The following is a 17,239-nucleotide window of genomic DNA, read 5'->3' on the forward strand; positions in this document are numbered from 1 at the left end:
GGAACCCGCAGGACAGCAAGCCCGAATTCACTCGATGGTGGACACCACGACGGGCTCGCCGCCGGCCACCAGGCGCCAGTCCGTGCCGGTGAACGTGGCGGGGTCCAGCACCCCCGCGGCCTTGACCCAGTCGATCAGCAGCTGCCGGATCTCCTGCTGCTGGTTGTGCAGCACGGGCGCGGCGGCGACGTGCGGGAAGTCGCCACCACCCGCCTGCCGGTAGTTGTTCACGGCCACGGCGAACTCGAACGAGTCCGGTACCTCCACACCACTGAACCGCAGGTTCACGATCCGCGAGCCGACCGGCTTCGAGATGTCGATGTCGTAGGTCAGCGGCGCGGTCAGCCCGTAGGCGATGTCGAAGTTGTAGTCCGGCACGTCGGCCGACACGTCCGCGGCCGCCACCGGACCGGCGGGCACCTGCCGGAAGTACCGCGCCGACTCCTCCAGGAAGTCGCGCACCTGCCCGGCGGTCATCCGCACGCCCACCAGCGTGTTGTCGAAGATGTAGAGCCCGGCGACGTCCCGGAAGGACACCTCCCCCGCCGGGATCGCCGCGGCCCGGTTGAAAGGCGCGCACAGCGACAGCACCGGCAGCGAGGTCGACTTCGCGACCTCCAGCGCCTGCACGTGGTTGATGAACCGCAACGCGGGCGTGTCCTCGAACCGGGAGCGCGAAGCCGACATCGCCGAAGCACACGTCCCGACCCGTGCGTTGACGTACGACACGACCCGCTCGTGGTCGTGCCGCAGCAGCCGCACGATCCGCGGGTCCTCCTGCACCGTGGCCGACGACAGCACGGACGACCGCGACGCCACCAGTTCCCAGTGCCCCTCGTGGCGCAGGTCGAACTCCATCACCGACAACCGCTTGCCCGAGTACAGCGGCTCGGTCAGCAGCACCGGCCGCCCGGTCACCTTGTTCGTCACGATCCGCTGCGGGATCTCCACGTGCGCGTGCCCGACCAGCACGGCGTCGATCCCCGGCACCGTCTCGGCCAGCAGTTCGGAGCAGTTCTCCGGGAACGGCACCTGGTCGCCCAGCGAGGACGACAGGTCGGCCCCGGAGTGCGCCACCACGATCACGAGGTCGGACTTGTGCCGGATCTCCGGCACCCAGTGCAGTGCCTGCTCCACCAGACCGGGGAACGTCAGCACGCCGTCCACGTGGGCGCGGTCCCACACGGCGATGCCGGGGTTCGTCAGCCCGAGGATGCCGACCCGCAACGGCGACCCGCCCGTGCGCCACACCGTCTTCACGACGTACGGCTGGAACGCGGGCAACCCGGTACCGACGTCCAGCGCGTTCGCCGCCAGCAACGGGAAGTCCAGCTGCCGCTCGAACGTCCGCAGCACGGGCAGCCCGTAGTTGAACTCGTGGTTTCCCAGCGCGGCGGCGTTGTAGCCGATGGCGTTCATCGCGGCGGCCATCGGATGCACGTGCGCACCACGCGTGATCGGCTCGACCTTCGCGTAGTAGTACGCGAGCGGCGTGCCCTGGATGGTGTCACCGGCGTCGAGCAGCAACGTCCGATGCCGGCCCACGGCCGAACGCACGTCGTTCACCAGCGTCGAGATCTTCGCGAGCCCGACGTCGTTGTGCGCGTAGTCGTCGAACTCGCGGTTGAGGTAGTAGTCCCAGTTGAACAGGTTGCCGTGCAGGTCCGTCGACCCCATCACAGTCAGTGTGAACGTGCGCACGCCGCTCACCTCCGGTTGTGGTCGGGCTGATCACCCGACCATAACCGCTCACACTTGACCCCAAATCACCTCGTGGGAGGGGCCTGTCCGTCCCGCTGGCCGCGCTGACCAGGTTCGACGACGCTCGAAGCGACGGACTTGCCGTCCTCTGTGCCGGCGATCACCGTGACGGTGTCCCCCTTCTCGACACCTTCGGCCACAGTGTCGGCGTCGATCACGTACGTCTTGGTGTACCCGTCGGTGGACTTCACCTCGACGGACGAGTCGCTGATCGCGGTGACCTCACCGGTCTGGAACTCGCCGTGGGTCGTGGTGCCGGTCCCGAGGCCGAAGCCGCCGCGCATGCCGCCCTGGCCGTCCGGAGGCATGCCTCCCATGCCGCCGGGGCCCATGCCGCCGGCGCCGGTCTGCTGGCTGGTGCCGCTCGCGGCGTAGATCGCGACGCCTCCGGCACCGGCGATCGCGACGGCGATGGCCACGGCGGCCACCGTCTTCTTCGCGGTCCACGAGGGGCGTGCCGCTTGCTCGGCGGGCTGAGGTGCGCCCCACTCCGGGGGCTGTTGTTCGGTCATGACACCAACCGTGGTGGCGCCGCCTGTGCCGAACCTGTGTGCGCCGTAGGCCTGAGCTGTGCGCATCGCTCACAGCTGGTACACAGGATCCGCGTTCACGATGGGAGCCATGCGCGCGATGAAGACCGAACTCCGCAGGCCGGACGGGCAACCGGTGCGGGTGCTCGTCGTGGACGACGAGTCCACACTGGCCGAGCTGATGTCGATGGCGCTGCGCATGGAGAAGTGGGACGTGCGCACGGCGCTGGACGGCACCACGGCGGTGCGGACCGCCCGCGAGTTCCGCCCGGACGTGGTGGTGCTCGACGTGATGCTGCCCGACTTCGACGGTTTCGAGGTGCTGCGCCGGATGCGGGCCGAGGCGCCGATCCTGCCGGTGCTGTTCCTGACGGCGAAGGACGCGGTGGAGGACCGCATCGCCGGGCTCACCGCGGGCGGCGACGACTACGTCACCAAGCCGTTCTCGCTGGAGGAGGTCGTGCTGCGGTTGCGCGCACTGCTGCGGCGCACCGGCGTGACCGACGCGGACGCGGGCACGAGGCTGATCGTCGGCGACCTGTCGCTGAACGAGGAGACCCGCGAGGTCGAACGCGCCGGCACCTCGATCGACCTGACCGCGACGGAGTTCGAGCTGCTGCGCTACCTGATGCGCAACCCGAAGCGCGTGCTGAGCAAGGCCCAGATCCTGGACCGCGTGTGGAGCTACGACTTCGGTGGCCAGGCCAACATCGTCGAGCTCTACATCTCGTACCTGCGCAAGAAGATCGACGCCGGGCGCACCCCGATGATCCACACGATGCGAGGCGCCGGATATGTCCTCAAGCCTGCGGCCTAGAACCCTGCGCGCCCAGCTCGTCTCGAGCCAGATCGTCCTGCTCACGGCGCTGTGCCTGGTGATCGGCGGCGTCTCGGTGCTCGCGCTGCACGCGTTCCTGATGAACAACCTCGACCACGAGGTCACGAGCTTCCGCCCTCCACCGCTCGGCCAGCAGTACGGCCCTCCCGGCGTCAACGCGCGGATCTTCCCCGACGGCACCATCAGCGGCACGATCGAGCTGCCCGGCTGGCAGGCCCCGCGCAGGCTCACCGACGACGAGATCGCGGTGCTGGCGGCCACCCCGTCGGGCCTGCGGACCGTCGACCTCGGCGAGGCCGGCGAGTTCCGCGTGTCCACCGACCGGATGGGGATCAAGGGCCTGCCGCTCTCGAACGTCACCGACATCGTGTGGCAGATGGTCTGGATCCTCGCCGGGCTCATCGTCGCCGGAGCCGCGGCGGTCGCGCTGGTGGGCAGGGTGATCGTGCGGCGCGCACTGGTGCCACTGGACCGCGTCGCCGAGACCGCCACGCGCGTCTCCGAACTCCCGCTGCACGAGGGCGAGGTCGCACTCGCCGAACGCGTGCCGGAGGAGGACACCGATCCGGCCACCGAGGTCGGCAAGGTCGGCCTGGCGCTCAACAGGATGCTCGGCCACGTCGACCAGGCCCTGAAAGCCAGGCACGACAGCGAGACGAGGGTCCGGCAGTTCGTCGCCGACGCCTCGCACGAGCTGCGCACGCCCCTCGCCGCCATCCGCGGTTACGCCGAGCTGACCCGCCGCACCGGCGCGGACCTGCCGCCCGAGGTCACGCACGCGATGGGCCGGGTCGAGTCCGAGGCGCTGCGGATGACGTCGCTGGTCGAGGACCTGCTGCTGCTGGCGCGCCTCGACGCCGGTCGCCCGTTGGAGAGCAAGGACGTCGACCTGTCCAGGCTGGTGCTCGACGTCGTCGGCGACGCCCGGATCGCGGGCCCGGAGCACAGCTGGAAACTCGCGCTGCCGGAGGACCCCGTCACGGTTCCCGGTGACGTGCAACGACTCCACCAGGTCATCGGCAACCTGCTGTCCAACGCCCGCGCGCACACCCCACCCGGCACCACCGTGACGACCGGCCTGTCCGTCCACAACGGACGCGTCGACCTGAGCGTCACCGACGACGGCCCCGGCGTCCCGGAGGGCCTGGAGGTCTTCGAACGGTTCGCGCGCGGCGACTCCTCGCGCTCGCGGGCCGCGGGCAGCACCGGTCTGGGCCTGTCGATCGTGGCCGCCGTGGTCGGTGCGCACGACGGCGAGGTGTCCGTGACGAGCAGGCCGGGCGCGACCACGTTCACGGTCTCGCTGAACACGTCCTCCGGGCGCACAGGTCGTTCACAGCAAGGGCACACGACCCACCCAGGCTAGGCCGCGACGCTCGTCGGCATGAGACGAGAACGCCTGGCGCTGGCGGTCCTGCTGATCGCGACCGGCGCGCTGTACCTGTGGCGGCTGGGGGACTCGGGCTGGGCCAACGCCTACTACTCCGCCGCCGCGCAGGCCGGTGCGACGAGCTGGAAGGCGTGGTTCTTCGGCTCCTCGGACGCCTCGAACGCGATCACCGTGGACAAGACACCCGCCTCGCTGTGGGTGATGGGCCTGTCCGCGCGGTTGTTCGGCGTCAACGCGTGGAGCATCCTGGTGCCGCAGGCGCTGATGGGCGTCGGCAGCGTCTGGCTGCTGTACGCGACGGTGCGCCGCTGGTTCTCCCCCGCCGCCGCGCTGATCTCCGGCGCCGTGCTCGCGCTGACGCCGGTGGCGGTGCTGATGTTCCGCTTCAACAACCCGGACGCGCTGCTGGTGCTGCTGCTGATCGCGGGCGCCTACTGCGTCACCCGCGCGGTCGAGAAGGCCAGTCCGTTCTGGCTCGCACTCGCCGGTGCCGCTGTCGGGTTCGGCTTCCTCACCAAGATGCTGCAGGCGTTCCTGGTGCTACCCGCGTTCGCGCTGGTCTACCTGATCGCCGCGCCGACGTCACCACTCAGGAAGGTCCTGCACCTGGCCGGCGCGCTGGGCGCCATGATCGTCGCGGGCGGCTGGTGGATCGCCGCCGTGGAACTGACCCCGGACCGGCCCTACATCGGCGGCTCGCAGACGAACAGCGTGCTCGAACTGACGCTGGGCTACAACGGTCTCGGCCGCCTCACCGGGGACGAGGTCGGCAGCGTCGGCGGCGGCCGCGGGTGGGGCTCGGCGGGCTGGAGCCGCCTGCTGAGCGCGGAGATGGGCAGTCAGATCGCGTGGCTGCTGCCGGCCGCGGTGGTCCTGCTGGTCGCCGGGCTGTGGCTGACGAAGGGCCGCGCCCGCACCGCGCTCGCCCTGTGGGGTGGCTGGCTCGTCGTCACCGCCGGGGTGTTCAGCTTCATGAACGGCATCATCCACTCCTACTACACCGTGGCCCTGGCCCCCGCGATCGCCGCCATCGTCGGCATCGCGGCCACCGAGCTCTGGGAGAAGCGCGCGGAACCCGTTGCCGCGGCAGTGCTTTCGGGTTCGGTCGCGTTGTCCGCAGTGCAGTGCTACGTGCTGATCAACGAGTTCTCGACGCCCGTCGCGCTCCTCGTGCTCATGACCGGACTGATCGCGGCGGTCGGCCTGGTGCTGTCGCTGCGCTGGGCCATCCCGGTCGCGCTCATCGCCGCGCTGCTCGGCCCCACCACGTACTCCTTCGCCACCGTCACCACCCCGCACACCGGCGCGCTGCCCGTCGCGGGACCGTCGAACGGCCGGATGGGCGGCATGGGCGGCGGCCTCCTCGACGCCACCACGCCCGATGCCGAGGTCGTGACCCTCTTGCAGGACAACGCCGACGCCTACCGCTGGGCCGCCGCGACCATCGGCTCCAACAACGCGGCCGGGCTCCAGCTCGCGAGCGGCCGTCCGGTCATGGCGCTCGGCGGCTTCAACGGCACCGACCCCGCGCCGACGCTGGAGGAGTTCCAGGAGATGGTCCGAAGTGGACAGATCCACTACTACGTCGCCGCCGGCCGGATGATGCAGGGCGAGACCGGCAGCGACGCCGCCCACGAGATCGGCGCGTGGGTCGCCGAGAACTACACCGCGACCACCGTCGCCGGTACCACCCTCTACGAACTGGACGGGTCATGACCGCCACGCTCGCCCCCGCGCCCGTCGCGGCGCCGCAACCGAAGCCACACCGGAACCCGAAGTCGTTGCACCGCCTAGCTTTCCTCGGCCTGCTCGCGGCGACCGCCGTGCTGTACCTGTGGAACCTCACCGCGTCCGGTTACGGCAACGAGTTCTACGCGGCGGCGACGCAGGCCGCGTCGCAGAGCTGGAAGGCGTTGCTGTTCGGCTCGCTCGACCCCGGCAACACGATCACGGTCGACAAGCCGCCCGCGTTCCTGTGGGTGAGCGGGCTGTTCGCCAAGCTGTTCGGGTTCTCCAGCTGGACCGTGCTCGCCCCGCAGGCGCTGGAGGGCGTCGCGGCGGTGGGACTGCTGTACGCCACGGTCAAGCGCACGTCCGGTCCGATGGCGGCCCTGTTCGCCGGAGCGGCCTTCGCCCTCACACCGGTCGCCACGCTGATGTTCCGGTTCAACCTGCCGGACGCGCTGCTGGTGCTGCTGATGGTCGCGGCCGCGTACTGCACGGTGCGGGCGCTGGAGAAGGCGAGCCCGCTGTGGCTGGCACTCGCGGGCTCGGCGATCGGCTTCGCGTTCCTCACCAAGATGCTGCAGGCGTTCCTGGTGCTGCCCGCCCTCGCACTGGCCTACCTGATCGCCGCGCCGACGTCACCGCTGAAGCGACTGCTGCACCTGCTCGGCGCCGGGGTCGCGGTCGCCGTCTCCGCGGGCTGGTTCATCGCGCTGGTCGCGTTGTGGCCCGCCGACAGCCGTCCCTACATCGGTGGCTCCACCGACAACTCGCTGTGGGAACTCGCCATCGGCTACAACGGACTCGGCCGCATCTTCGGCAATTCGGGCGGAGGTGGCGGAATGGGCGGCAACGGGAACATCGGATTCGGCGGGGAAACGGGAATCGGCCGGTTGTTCGGCGCCAGCATGGGCCCGGAGATCTCCTGGCTGCTGCCCGCCGCGCTGATCGGACTGGGCGCCGGGCTGTGGTTCCTGCGCCGTGCGCCCCGCACCGACCGCACGCGTGCGGCGCTGGTGGTGTGGGGTGGCTGGGTGCTCGTGAGCGGTGCCGTGTTCAGCTTCATGAGCGGCATCACGCACCCCTACTACACCGTCGCGCTGGCACCCGCGATCGCCGCCGTCGTAGGCATCGCCGGCAGTGAGCTCTGGCGTGGCCGCGGGCACTTCCCGGTGCGGATGGCGCTGACGGCGATGGTCGCGGTGACCGGCGTGTGGGGCTTCATCCTGCTCGACCGCACCCCGGACTGGACACCGTGGCTGCGCTGGGTCCTGCTGGCCGTCACCGCGGTCGCCGTGCTCGCGCTGGTGTTCGGCCTGGACCGGCGCTGGCTGGCCGCCGTGCTCGTCGTGGCGGCACTGCTCGGCACCTCCGGCTACGCACTCGCGACCGCGGCCACCACGCACAGCGGCTCGATCCCGTTGTCCGGCCCCCGTTCCCAGCAGGGCGGCGGCATGGGCATGCGCGAGGGCTCGTCGTCGACGGAGGTCGTGCAACTGCTCAAGGCCACCGGCACGAAGTGGTCCGCCGCGACGGTCGGTGCCCAGAGCGCGGCGTCACTGCAGCTGGCGTCCGGCAGGTCGGTGATCGCGATCGGCGGTTGGAACGGCAGCGATCCCGCGCCCACGCTCGAGGAGTTCCAGGCGCTCGTCGCCGAGGGCCAGGTGCGCTACTACGTCGAGGGCGGCCGCGGCGGCCCCGGTGGCGGCGGCAGCGACATCGGCGAGTGGGTCGCGGCGAACTTCCAGGCCGTTACCGCGGGCGGCCAGACGCTCTACGACCTGACCGCCGCGAAGTGACGCCCCGGAGCCGGCCTGCTCGTCGTGCCACAGCAACGGCAGCAGGTCGGCTCCGCGCCGCCACAACCACGGGATCCCCTTGAGCACCAGCCACGCCGCGTGGTGCCACACCGTCAGCTCGCGCCCGCCCGAGCACTCCAGGCTGACGTCGCCGAACCGGAGCCCGGTCGCGCGCAGTTCGGCCGCGAACGCCCGCGCCAGCATGCGGTGACCGCGCTCGGACGGGTGCAGCCGGTCGACCGCCCACGTCTCCAGCTCGTAGGCGCCGGGCATCGTGTGCAGGTCGACGCACCGCACGCCGTGCCGCGCCACCACCGCGTCGACCACGCGGTTGTACTCGTCGATGCGGTTCCTCAACACCCGCCGCAGCTTGCCGGGCAGCTTGAACACGCGCCCCTGGTCGTGGAACCGCACGGTGACGACCGAGGCACCCGCCGCGGTGAGCTCGCGGCAGACGTGGTCGAGGTCCTCGTGCATCCGCCGCACGGAGAAATCGGACCGGAGGGTGTCGTTCACCCCGGCGATGACGACGGCCGCGACCGGGCCGGCCCGCAGCGCCTGCGGCAGCTGAACCCGTCTGACGTCGGCCAGCCGCGCGCCGGAGACGGCGTAGTTGCGATAGCCGTTGTCCGAGTAGGCGGACGAGAGGATCGGGCCGAAGCCGCGCCATCCGCCGGGCACGAGGTCGCCGATCCCGACCGCTGTCGAGTCACCGAGTAACACCAGCACGCGGACCAGCATCAGCGGGCGCGGTGATGCGGGCGTGACCGTGCGGGAACGGTTCAGCGAAATGCTGGGTAAAGCGGGAGTTCGAGCACCTCGGAGCCGTAGCGGTCGGCCAGTGCCCCGATCACCGCGTCGGCGTGCGACGCGACCGTCTTCTCGCCGAGGATCAGCGCGTCGGACCGCAACCGGACCCACCGGCCGGTCAGCACCACGCTGCGCGGCGGCGCGTTGTCCGCCGTCGGCATCGGCTTGGACAGGGCCCGCCAGGTCGCGAGCCACACCCACAGCAGCTGGGCCTCCAGCAGCCGCGGTAAGAGGATCGCGTCGTCGTCCATCTCGGGCCACACCGACCCGACCTCCGCGCGCCAGGCGGCGACCATGGCCTCGGACATCCCCGGCGGCAGGCCCCACCCGCACCAGCAGGACGGGAACGGCACGCGCAGCGCAGCGGCGTCGAACACGATGTCGCGGACGCAGCCGCCCTCGAAGTCGACGAACCGCACCCCGCGCGAGGTGACCAGGTGGTTGTCCGGGCACGACGTCGACGGGCTGAACGCGCGCCGCCGCGAGGTGCTGAACGCCTTCGCGGCACCGGCGGCGAACTCGACGGCCTGCGTGGACGTGGCGATGCCCAGGGTGGACTCGAGCAGCGCGGGTAAGCCGGCGATCGCCGCGTGCACGTCGACGGCGATCGGGTCCTGGCAGCACTGCGCACCGGCGCGGCGCATCAACGCGTCGAAGTCGGCGTCACGGCCCGCCGTCGTGGCGTGCAGGCGGCCCATGGCGTGGGCCCACGAGAGCAGGCCTCGTTCTGCCGCCCGCGCGTCCTTGGCGTGCAGTTTCTCGGACAACCTCGGCGCCCGGCCCAGGTCCTCCAGCACGACCAGGCGTGACGCCGCGTCGTGGGCGAAGAGTTCGGGTGTGGCGCGTTCCTCCGCCGGCAGCGCCGTCAGCAGCTGGTGGCTCACGGCCTCGTGCGCCCACGGGTCGCGGTCGCCGGTCCCGGCGGGATAGCGCTTCACGACCAGTGTGCGGGGCATCGAGAACGGCGAGGACGCCACTCTCACACGAATGACGACGGAACGACCGGTACCCCCGAGAGTCTCGGGGTCCGCGAGGCGCACCTGTGCGCCCAGTCTCCTGGTCAGTACTCGCTCAGCAGCCCCGACAGCGTCTGCGATCTCAGGTGAAGTCGTGTCGGGAGGGCCCGCGGTGATCTCCACGCTCATCCCCTCCGACCCTACTCCCCAAGTCCGTGAGCCGGACCGACGCTAATCGGGCCAGGCTGCGACTACCACCACTCGTTGATAACGGCTCGTGCGGTTCCCGGATACCCCTCCGAGGTGTGGACGTGTGGAAACACCTTCCGTTGCCCACTACGTGGCGATCAAGACGATCGATCGGCACGCGCACCTCAATACCGATCAAGTAGCTGCTCGATCGGGCGAACCGGTCTCATGTTCTGGGACGCGCGGAGGCAGCCCGTGGGTTGCCTCCGCGCGGAAGAAAGATCGTCAGGCCTTCTGCTCGGCCTTCTCGGAGCCCTTCTCCTGGGGCTTGGCGTCCACACCGGCCTCCTTGCGCTGCAGCGCCGTGATGGGGGCCGGAGCCGCCGTCAGCGGGTCGTAGCCGCCGCCCGACTTCGGGAACGCGATGACCTCGCGGATCGAGTCGGCACCCGCGAGCAGCATGCAGAGGCGGTCCCAGCCCAGCGCGATGCCGCCGTGCGGCGGGGCGCCGAACTTGAACGCGTCGAGCAGGAAGCCGAACTTCTCCTGCGCCTCCTCGGCACCGATGCCCATCACGTTGAACGCGCGCTGCTGCACGTCCGCGCGGTGGATACGGATGGAGCCACCGCCGAGCTCGTTGCCGTTGAGGATCACGTCGTAGGCGTAGGCCAGCGCCTCGCCCGGCTTCTCCTCGAAGGTGTCGATCCACTCCGGGGTGGGCGAGGTGAACGCGTGGTGCAGCGCCGTCCAGTTGCTGCCGCCGACCGCGACGTCGCCGGCCTCGAGCTTGTCGACCGACTCGAACATCGGGAAGTCGACGACCCAGCCGAACGCCCAGGCGTTCTCGTCGATCAGGCCGACGCGGTGCGCGATCTCGACGCGGGCGGCGCCCAGCAGGGCACGCGCGTCACGCGGGTCGCCCGCGCCGAAGAAGATGCAGTCGCCCGCGTTGGCGCCGACGGCCTTCGCGAGACCCTCGCGCTCGGTGTCGGTCAGGTTCTTCGCCACCGGGCCGCCCAGCGTGCCGTCCTCCTGGATCAGCACGTAGGCGAGGCCCTTGTGACCGCGCTGCTTGGCGAACTCCTGCCACGCGTCGAGCGTGCGGCGCGGCTGCGAGGCGCCACCCGGCATGACGACGGCACCGACGTACGGCGCCTGGAACACGCGGAACGTCGTGTCCTTGAAGTACTCGGTGAGGTCGGTGAGCTCGAGCTCGAAGCGCAGGTCGGGCTTGTCCGAGCCGTACTTGGCCATCGCGTCGGCGTAGGAGATCCGGCGGAAGGGGACCGGGATGTCGATTCCCTTGGTCTCCTTCCAGATCGCGGCCAGCAGCTTCTCGGTCAGGGCGATGACGTCGTCCTGCTCGACGAAGCTCATCTCGACGTCGAGCTGGGTGAACTCCGGCTGGCGGTCCGCGCGGAAGTCCTCGTCGCGGTAGCAGCGCGCGATCTGGTAGTACCGCTCCATGCCGCCGACCATGAGCAGCTGCTTGAACAGCTGCGGCGACTGCGGCAGCGCGTACCAGGAGCCCGGACGCAGCCGCGCCGGCACCAGGAAGTCACGCGCGCCCTCGGGGGTGGACCGGGTCAGCGTGGGCGTCTCGATCTCGACGAACTTCTCGCCCTGCAGCACCTCGCGGGCGATGCGGCTGACCTCGCTGCGCAGCCGGATCGCCTGGGCGGGGCCGCTGCGGCGCAGGTCGAGGTAGCGGTGCTTGAGGCGGGCCTCCTCGCCTGGCTCCACGTCGCTCTCGACCTGGAACGGCAGCGGCGCGGCCTCGTTGAGGACCTCGAGCTCGCTGACGTAGACCTCGATGGCACCGGTGGCCAGGTCCGGGTTCTCGCTGCCCGCGGGACGCGCGCTCACGTCGCCGGTGACCTTGATGACGTACTCGCTGCGCAGCCGGTGCGCGCGCTCCGCCATCTCGCCCTCGCGGAACACCACCTGGGCGACACCGGAGGCGTCGCGGAGGTCGATGAAGATGACACCGCCGTGATCCCGCCGGCGAGCGACCCACCCGGTGAGGGTGACGGACTGCCCGGCGTGCTCGGCCCGGAGTGATCCGGCCTCGTGCGTGCGCAACACGGTGGTGGCTCCTTGTAGACGAAGTCAGCTTTGCCGTCAAGGCTAGCCGGAGCCACCGACCGATTTTCACGCAGGTCGGATCGCGGGCCTCGCTTTCGCCCACGCGTCGTGCCAGCCGGGGTCCACCTGTTCGGCGTTCTCGCCGTCGTCCGCGATCCGCTCGATCATGTCCAGCAGCGCGGCTCTGTGATCATCTCGGAGCACCGGCAGGACCTCGACCAGGAACGGCAGCACCGCCGTGGCGGCCGGGCACACGAACCCGCCTTCCTCGTGCACGGTCCGGTCCAGGTCCGTGACGGCCCGTGCGACGACCTCGGGATCGTTGGACAGCAACGCCCTGAGGTGCCCTGGAGTGTCCAGCGCGGGACCGTACGCGTGGTCGATGCTGTGCCACGCGACGTCGTCCAGTCCTTCGAGGCTCATCGCAGCTCCAGCAGCACCGACGTGGCCAGCGTCGAGACCTTCTGCCCCAACGACGTCACGGCGTGGTCGTGCACCCGCTCGGCGACGAGGTCCGTGTACTCCCGGGCCCGCGCGACACCGACCAGCCACACCGCGAACGCCCGCAGCCGGACGTCCGGATCGGCCACCCACACCGGCACGAACGGCACGACCAGGCCCACGTCCGTCGTGTCGCGCTCGAACAACCTGCGCAGGTAGTCGAGCGCCTCGGTCCGCCACGGCAGCACGTCCACCAGCGCCAGCACGAGGTCCATGCCCTCGAAGTCCTTGGGGCCCACCAGCCAGAGCACGTGCTCCAGCACCTCGTCGTAGCCCATCTCGAACGACCCGGTGGCGAGGAACAGCTCCAGGTCACCGGTCAGCCCGCGCAGGATCACGTCGGCGTCCGGCCTGGTCGCTGCGGACACGAGCAGCCGCACCAGGGGTTCGTCCGCCACCTCCAGCTCCCGCAACCACGAGACCGCGGCCTCGTCACCTCGCCCGGCGAACTCCGTCGCGACGAGCACGACGCACAACCGCGTGGCCGGATCGGTCTCGGCCTCCCACCGCGCGGACAGAGCGGGCAGCACGAGCGCGCTGTCCCCGAGTCCCTTGCCCAGCACGAACAGCACGCCCCGCCGCACCCCCGCGGAGCTGTGGTCGAGCAGGGCGAGCAGGGCGGGTTTCGAGGCCTCGAACGCGGGTGGCCAGCTCGGGTGGACGCCGTCCGAACCGCTGCCCCCGGCGACCGCGATCGCGCCGCAGAGGTTCTCGAGGAGCCACTCGCGGCTGGGGGTGTTGTCGTGGGCGACCAGGTCCAGCAGGAACGGCCAGGCCGCCGCGGTCGCCTCGCTGACCTCCGACTCCTCGCCGATGAGGACGCCCACCAGCTCCTCGTGCGGCTCGACGGAGGTCCGGGCCTGCTTCAGCAACCGGGGAAGCTCGTCGGCGTACCCGTTGTGACCGCGCAACCGGTACCAGTCGATCTTCCTCAGAGCCTCCACCATGGACCCAACAATAGGAAAAGGCCGCGACCGGGTAGGTCGCGGCCTTGTTCACAGCGAGCTAGCTCACGCGGTCGGCGCGAGGTAGAGCAGGCGGTTCGGCGAACCGGTGCCCGGGTTCGTCACCTTCGACGGCGTCGACTGCCCGATCAGGTACGAGGCGACCTGGGCCGGCGTCGCCGCGCGGTTCGTCGAGAGGTAGCGAGCGGCGGCACCCGCGACGTGCGGGGTGGCCATCGACGTGCCCGAGATGGTGCTGGTGGCGGTGTCGGAGGTGCTCCAGGACGAGGTGATGTCGCGGCCCGGGGCGAAGATGTCGAGCACCGCGCCGAAGTTCGAGAACGACGAGCGGGCGTCGGTGCGGTCGGTGGAGCCGACCGTGATCGCCTCGGTCACGCGGGCCGGTGAGAAGCCGGACGCGTTGGCGTTGGAGTTGCCGGCCGCGACCGCGAAGGTCACGCCCTTGGCGACGGCGTTGCGGACGGCGGTGTCGAGGGTGGCGTTGGCGCCACCGCCGAGCGAGAGGTTCGCGACGGCGGGCTTGGCGGCGTTCGCGCCCACCCAGTCGATGCCGGCGGCGACACCCGCGAGGGTGCCGGAGCCGTTGTTGTCGAGCACGCGGACGGCGACGATGCGAGCGGCCTTCGCGACGCCGTACTGCGAGCCCGCGATGGTGCCGGCGACGTGCGTGCCGTGGCCGTTGCCGTCCTGCGCGACGTTGTCGTTGTCCACGAAGTCACGGCCGTTCGAGGCGCGGCCCCCGAACGTCGAGTGGCTGATGCGGACACCGGTGTCGATGACGTACGCCGTCACGCCGGAGCCGGTCGAGGTGTAGCTGTAGGACTGGTTGAGCGGCAGGTTGCGCTGGTCGATGCGGTCGAGACCCCACGACGGCGGGTTCGTCTGCGTCGCCTGCGTGTGGACGACCTGGTCGGCCTCCACGAACTCCACCGACGGGTCGGCGGCCAGGCGCTTGGCCTGCTTCTCGGTCAGCTTCACGTTGAAGCCGCCGAAGGTCTTGTACTCGCGCTCGACGGTGCCGCCGAAACGGGAAGCGAGGGCGTGCCCGTTCGCCTTGCCCTCCTTGAGCTTCACGATGAAGCTGCCGGAGATCTTCTCGGGAGCGTTGAGCGACAACACCTCGCCCTCGGCGGCGGAGGCGCTGGGAACCATCAGAACCGACACGGCGAGAGAGGCCACGCCGGCACCGGCCAGGAACCGGATCTTTCGCGTCATGATTGCATTCCGTTCATTGCAGGGGAACGAAGCGCTTTCGACGTTATGGAGAGATCCGGTTCCTGCCAAGGGTGTCTTACGTTTTAGGACGGGCTTGCATTGCCGGACAATTCACCTTTCACAGGGAAGGCGGCCAGTAGAGGATACGAGTGACGGGTGGTGTCCCCGGAGTGCCCGTGGTAACCAGCGCGCGCTCGACCTGGGCGGGCGTGGCTGCGCGGTTCCGTTCCAGGAACCGTGCCGCGACACCGGCCGCGTGCGGTGCGGCCATGGACGACCCGCTCAGCGTGTTGGTCGCCGTGTCGGAAGTGTTCCAGGCAGAGGGAATGCTCACGCCCGCCGCCCAGATGTCCACCAGGGGACCGTAGTTCGACGACGAGGACTTGGTGTCGTTCTGCGTCAACGCACCCACGCAGATCGCGGCGGAAACCCGTTGTGGCGACGAGTTTCCCGGGTCGGTGTTGCTGCCACCCGCTGCGACCGTGTACGAAACACCGGAGTCGATCGACTTCTTCACAGCCGTGTCCAGTGCCGCGGAAGCACTGCCTCCCAACGACATGTTCGCCACCGCGGGCTTCACGGCGTTGCGCGTCACCCAGTCCACTCCGGCGATGACACCGGAGATGGTGCCGGAACCCGACCCGTTGAGCACGCGCACACCCCACACCGTCGCCTGTTTCGCGACGCCGTACGTCTTGCCCGCCGCGATGCCGGCGACGTGCGTGCCGTGGCCGTTGTCGTCCTGCGCGATCGCGTCGTTGTCGACGGTGTCCCAGCCGTTGCGCGCACGCCCGCCGAACTCCGCGTGCGTCACGCGCAGGCCGGTGTCGATCACGTAGATGTTCACGCCACGGCCGGTGGTCGTGTACTCGTAGCGCTGGTCCAGCGGCAACGCGCGCTGGTCGATGCGGTCGAGACCCCACGGCGGGTTGAGCTGGACGGAGTTGGCGTGCACGATCCCGTCACGCTCCACAGAGGACACGGTGGGGTCGGCCTTCAGCGCACGCACCTGGGACGATGTCAGCCGGGCACTGAAACCGTTGAGGACACTGGTGTAGCGGTGCTCGACGGCACCGCTGAACGACGACACGGCTCCGTCCCGGAGCACGACGATGTACGACGACGTGGCGGCGGACGCGGGGGCGACCACGACCGCTGCCACGACGGCGGCGACTGCCAGCAGGGCTCTCACGGGCAGACTTCCTTTCGATCACAGGGATTCCGGGCAGGGCGAACGGCCCCGGCTCGCGAGAGGAACCGGGGCCGCACGTCACATCAGGGGCCGCGCTCAGCTGGTCGGCGGCCAGTACAGGAGCCTCGTCGTCGTGTTGGCGCCGGGGTTCGTCACCTTGCCGTTGGTGGCGTTGGACGTGATCGCGGTCGCCACCTGGGCGGGCGTCACGTTCCGGTTGCCCTGCAGGTACCGGGCCACCACGCCGGCGACGTGCGGGGCCGCCATCGAGGTGCCGGAGATGGTGTTCGTGGCCGTGTCACTGGTGTTCCACGTCGACGTGATGCCACCACCGGGTGCGAAGACGTCCACCACGGGACCGTAGTTGGAGAAGGAGGAGCGGGCGTCGGTGCGGTCGGTGGACCCCACGGTCAGCGCCGCCGCCACACGGGCGGGCGAGGTGTTCGCCGCGTTCGTGTTGGAGTTGCCCGCCGCGACGGCGAACGTCACGCCACGCGTGATCGCGCCGGACACGGCGTTGTCGAGCGAGGTGTTGGCGCCGCCGCCGAGCGACATGTTGGCGACAGCGGGCTTGACGTGGTTCGACGCCACCCAGTTCACGCCGGCGACGACACCGGCGATGGTGCCGGAACCGGAGTTGTTGAGCACGCGGACGCCGATGATGTTGGCCTGCTTGGCGACACCGTGCAGCGTGCCCGCGACGGTGCCGGCGACGTGCGTGCCGTGCCCGTTGCCGTCCTGCGCGACGGCGTCGTTGTCCACGAAGTCGTAGCCGTTCTTCGCCCGGCCGCCGAAGTCGCGGTGCGTGATGCGGACACCGGTGTCGATGATGTAGGCGTTCACACCGGAACCGGTGCTGTTGTAGGTGTAGCGCTGGTCGAGCGGCAGGTTGCGCTGGTCGATCCGGTCGAGCCCCCACGACGGCGGGTTGACCTGCGTGGCCTGGATGCTGACGACCTGGTCGCGTTCCACGTACTCGACCGAGGGGTCAGCGGCGAGTCTGCGCGCCTGCGCGTCGCTCATCTTCACCGAGAAGCCCTGGAAGACCGTGTCGTAGACGTGGCCGACCTGGCCGCCGAACCGGGAACCGAGAGTCTGCGCGCTCGCGGTGACCCCGCCCTCCTTCAGCTTCACGATGAAGCTTCCGGCGATGTTCTCACCGGGCGAGACGCGGATCTCGCCCGCCGCGGCGGTGGCCGGTGCCGCGAAGACGGCGATCATGGCCGCCGAGCCCAGCAGAGTTGCGGTCTTGCGCATTGTGCAGTCCTGTTCGTCGCAGGGAT

The 17,239-nt window shown here is 70.2% G+C and carries 12 protein-coding genes and 2 pseudogenes; 4 read left to right on the forward strand and 10 right to left on the reverse strand.

Annotation, left to right across the window (positions count from 1 at the left end; translation table 11 throughout):
• Positions 1–27: 27 nt before the first annotated feature.
• Together PV646_RS38575 and PV646_RS38580 are read right to left on the reverse strand one after the other, a co-directional pair.
• Complete coding sequence (locus tag PV646_RS38575; RefSeq protein ID WP_500347378.1) at positions 28–1,701, reverse strand: bifunctional metallophosphatase/5'-nucleotidase; 1,674 nt, start codon at positions 1,699–1,701, stop codon at positions 28–30.
• 65 nt (positions 1,702–1,766) lie between these two features.
• Positions 1,767–2,273, reverse strand: a complete 507-nt coding sequence (locus PV646_RS38580; protein WP_500347379.1) for a hypothetical protein — start codon at positions 2,271–2,273, stop codon at positions 1,767–1,769.
• Between the two features lie 109 nt (positions 2,274–2,382).
• On the opposite strand from PV646_RS38580, the gene PV646_RS38585 reads away from it, so the two are divergent.
• Genes PV646_RS38585 through PV646_RS38600 form a run of 4 tightly spaced genes read left to right on the forward strand, consistent with a single transcriptional unit; the run spans position 2,383 to position 8,043 of the window.
• Entirely contained in the window at positions 2,383–3,108 is a 726-nt protein-coding gene (locus PV646_RS38585; RefSeq protein ID WP_500347381.1) for a response regulator transcription factor, read from the forward strand.
• Positions 3,086–4,495, forward strand: coding sequence for a sensor histidine kinase (locus PV646_RS38590; protein WP_500347382.1), 1,410 nt, complete (start codon positions 3,086–3,088; stop codon positions 4,493–4,495). The genes PV646_RS38585 and PV646_RS38590 overlap by 23 nt, the downstream gene beginning before the upstream one ends.
• A gap of 18 nt (positions 4,496–4,513) precedes the next feature.
• Positions 4,514–6,235 carry an ArnT family glycosyltransferase gene (locus tag PV646_RS38595; RefSeq protein WP_500347383.1) on the forward strand — a complete coding sequence of 574 codons (1,722 nt, stop codon included), beginning with the start codon at positions 4,514–4,516 and terminating at the stop codon, positions 6,233–6,235.
• Positions 6,232–8,043, forward strand: a complete 1,812-nt coding sequence (locus PV646_RS38600; RefSeq protein ID WP_500347385.1) for an ArnT family glycosyltransferase — start codon at positions 6,232–6,234, stop codon at positions 8,041–8,043. Before PV646_RS38595 ends, PV646_RS38600 begins: the two co-directional genes overlap by 4 nt.
• A 201-nt stretch (positions 8,044–8,244) precedes the next feature.
• On the opposite strand, the pseudogene PV646_RS38605 reads toward PV646_RS38600, so the two are convergent.
• The 8 genes and pseudogenes from PV646_RS38605 to PV646_RS38640 form a co-directional block, all read right to left on the reverse strand.
• A pseudogene (locus PV646_RS38605) lies at positions 8,245–8,784 on the reverse strand (SGNH/GDSL hydrolase family protein); the annotation flags it as partial.
• Positions 8,785–8,825: 41 nt separating this feature from the next.
• A complete protein-coding gene (locus PV646_RS38610) occupies positions 8,826–9,809 on the reverse strand; it encodes a phosphotransferase (protein WP_500347386.1) in 984 nt (327 codons plus the stop codon).
• A gap of 474 nt (positions 9,810–10,283) precedes the next feature.
• A complete protein-coding gene (aspS, locus tag PV646_RS38615) occupies positions 10,284–12,083 on the reverse strand; it encodes an aspartate--tRNA ligase (protein ID WP_500347387.1) in 1,800 nt (599 codons plus the stop codon).
• Between the two features lie 66 nt (positions 12,084–12,149).
• Positions 12,150–12,506, reverse strand: a complete 357-nt coding sequence (locus PV646_RS38620; RefSeq protein ID WP_500347389.1) for a hypothetical protein — start codon at positions 12,504–12,506, stop codon at positions 12,150–12,152.
• Positions 12,503–13,531 carry a hypothetical protein gene (locus PV646_RS38625; RefSeq protein WP_500347390.1) on the reverse strand — a complete coding sequence of 343 codons (1,029 nt, stop codon included), beginning with the start codon at positions 13,529–13,531 and terminating at the stop codon, positions 12,503–12,505. The genes PV646_RS38620 and PV646_RS38625 overlap by 4 nt, the downstream gene beginning before the upstream one ends.
• A gap of 78 nt (positions 13,532–13,609) precedes the next feature.
• Positions 13,610–14,764 (reverse strand): annotated as a pseudogene (locus tag PV646_RS38630) (S8 family peptidase); the annotation flags it as partial.
• Positions 14,765–14,882: 118 nt separating this feature from the next.
• On the reverse strand, positions 14,883–15,956 hold the full coding sequence (locus PV646_RS38635) for a S8 family peptidase (protein WP_500347392.1): 1,074 nt from the start codon (positions 15,954–15,956) through the stop codon (positions 14,883–14,885).
• 96 nt (positions 15,957–16,052) lie between these two features.
• A complete protein-coding gene (locus tag PV646_RS38640) occupies positions 16,053–17,213 on the reverse strand; it encodes a S8 family peptidase (protein WP_500347394.1) in 1,161 nt (386 codons plus the stop codon).
• Between the last annotated feature and the right edge of the window lie 26 nt (positions 17,214–17,239).

The organism is Streptomyces sp. ID05-26A (genome assembly GCF_033794685.1).
Taxonomy (GTDB): domain Bacteria; phylum Actinomycetota; class Actinomycetes; order Mycobacteriales; family Pseudonocardiaceae; genus Lentzea.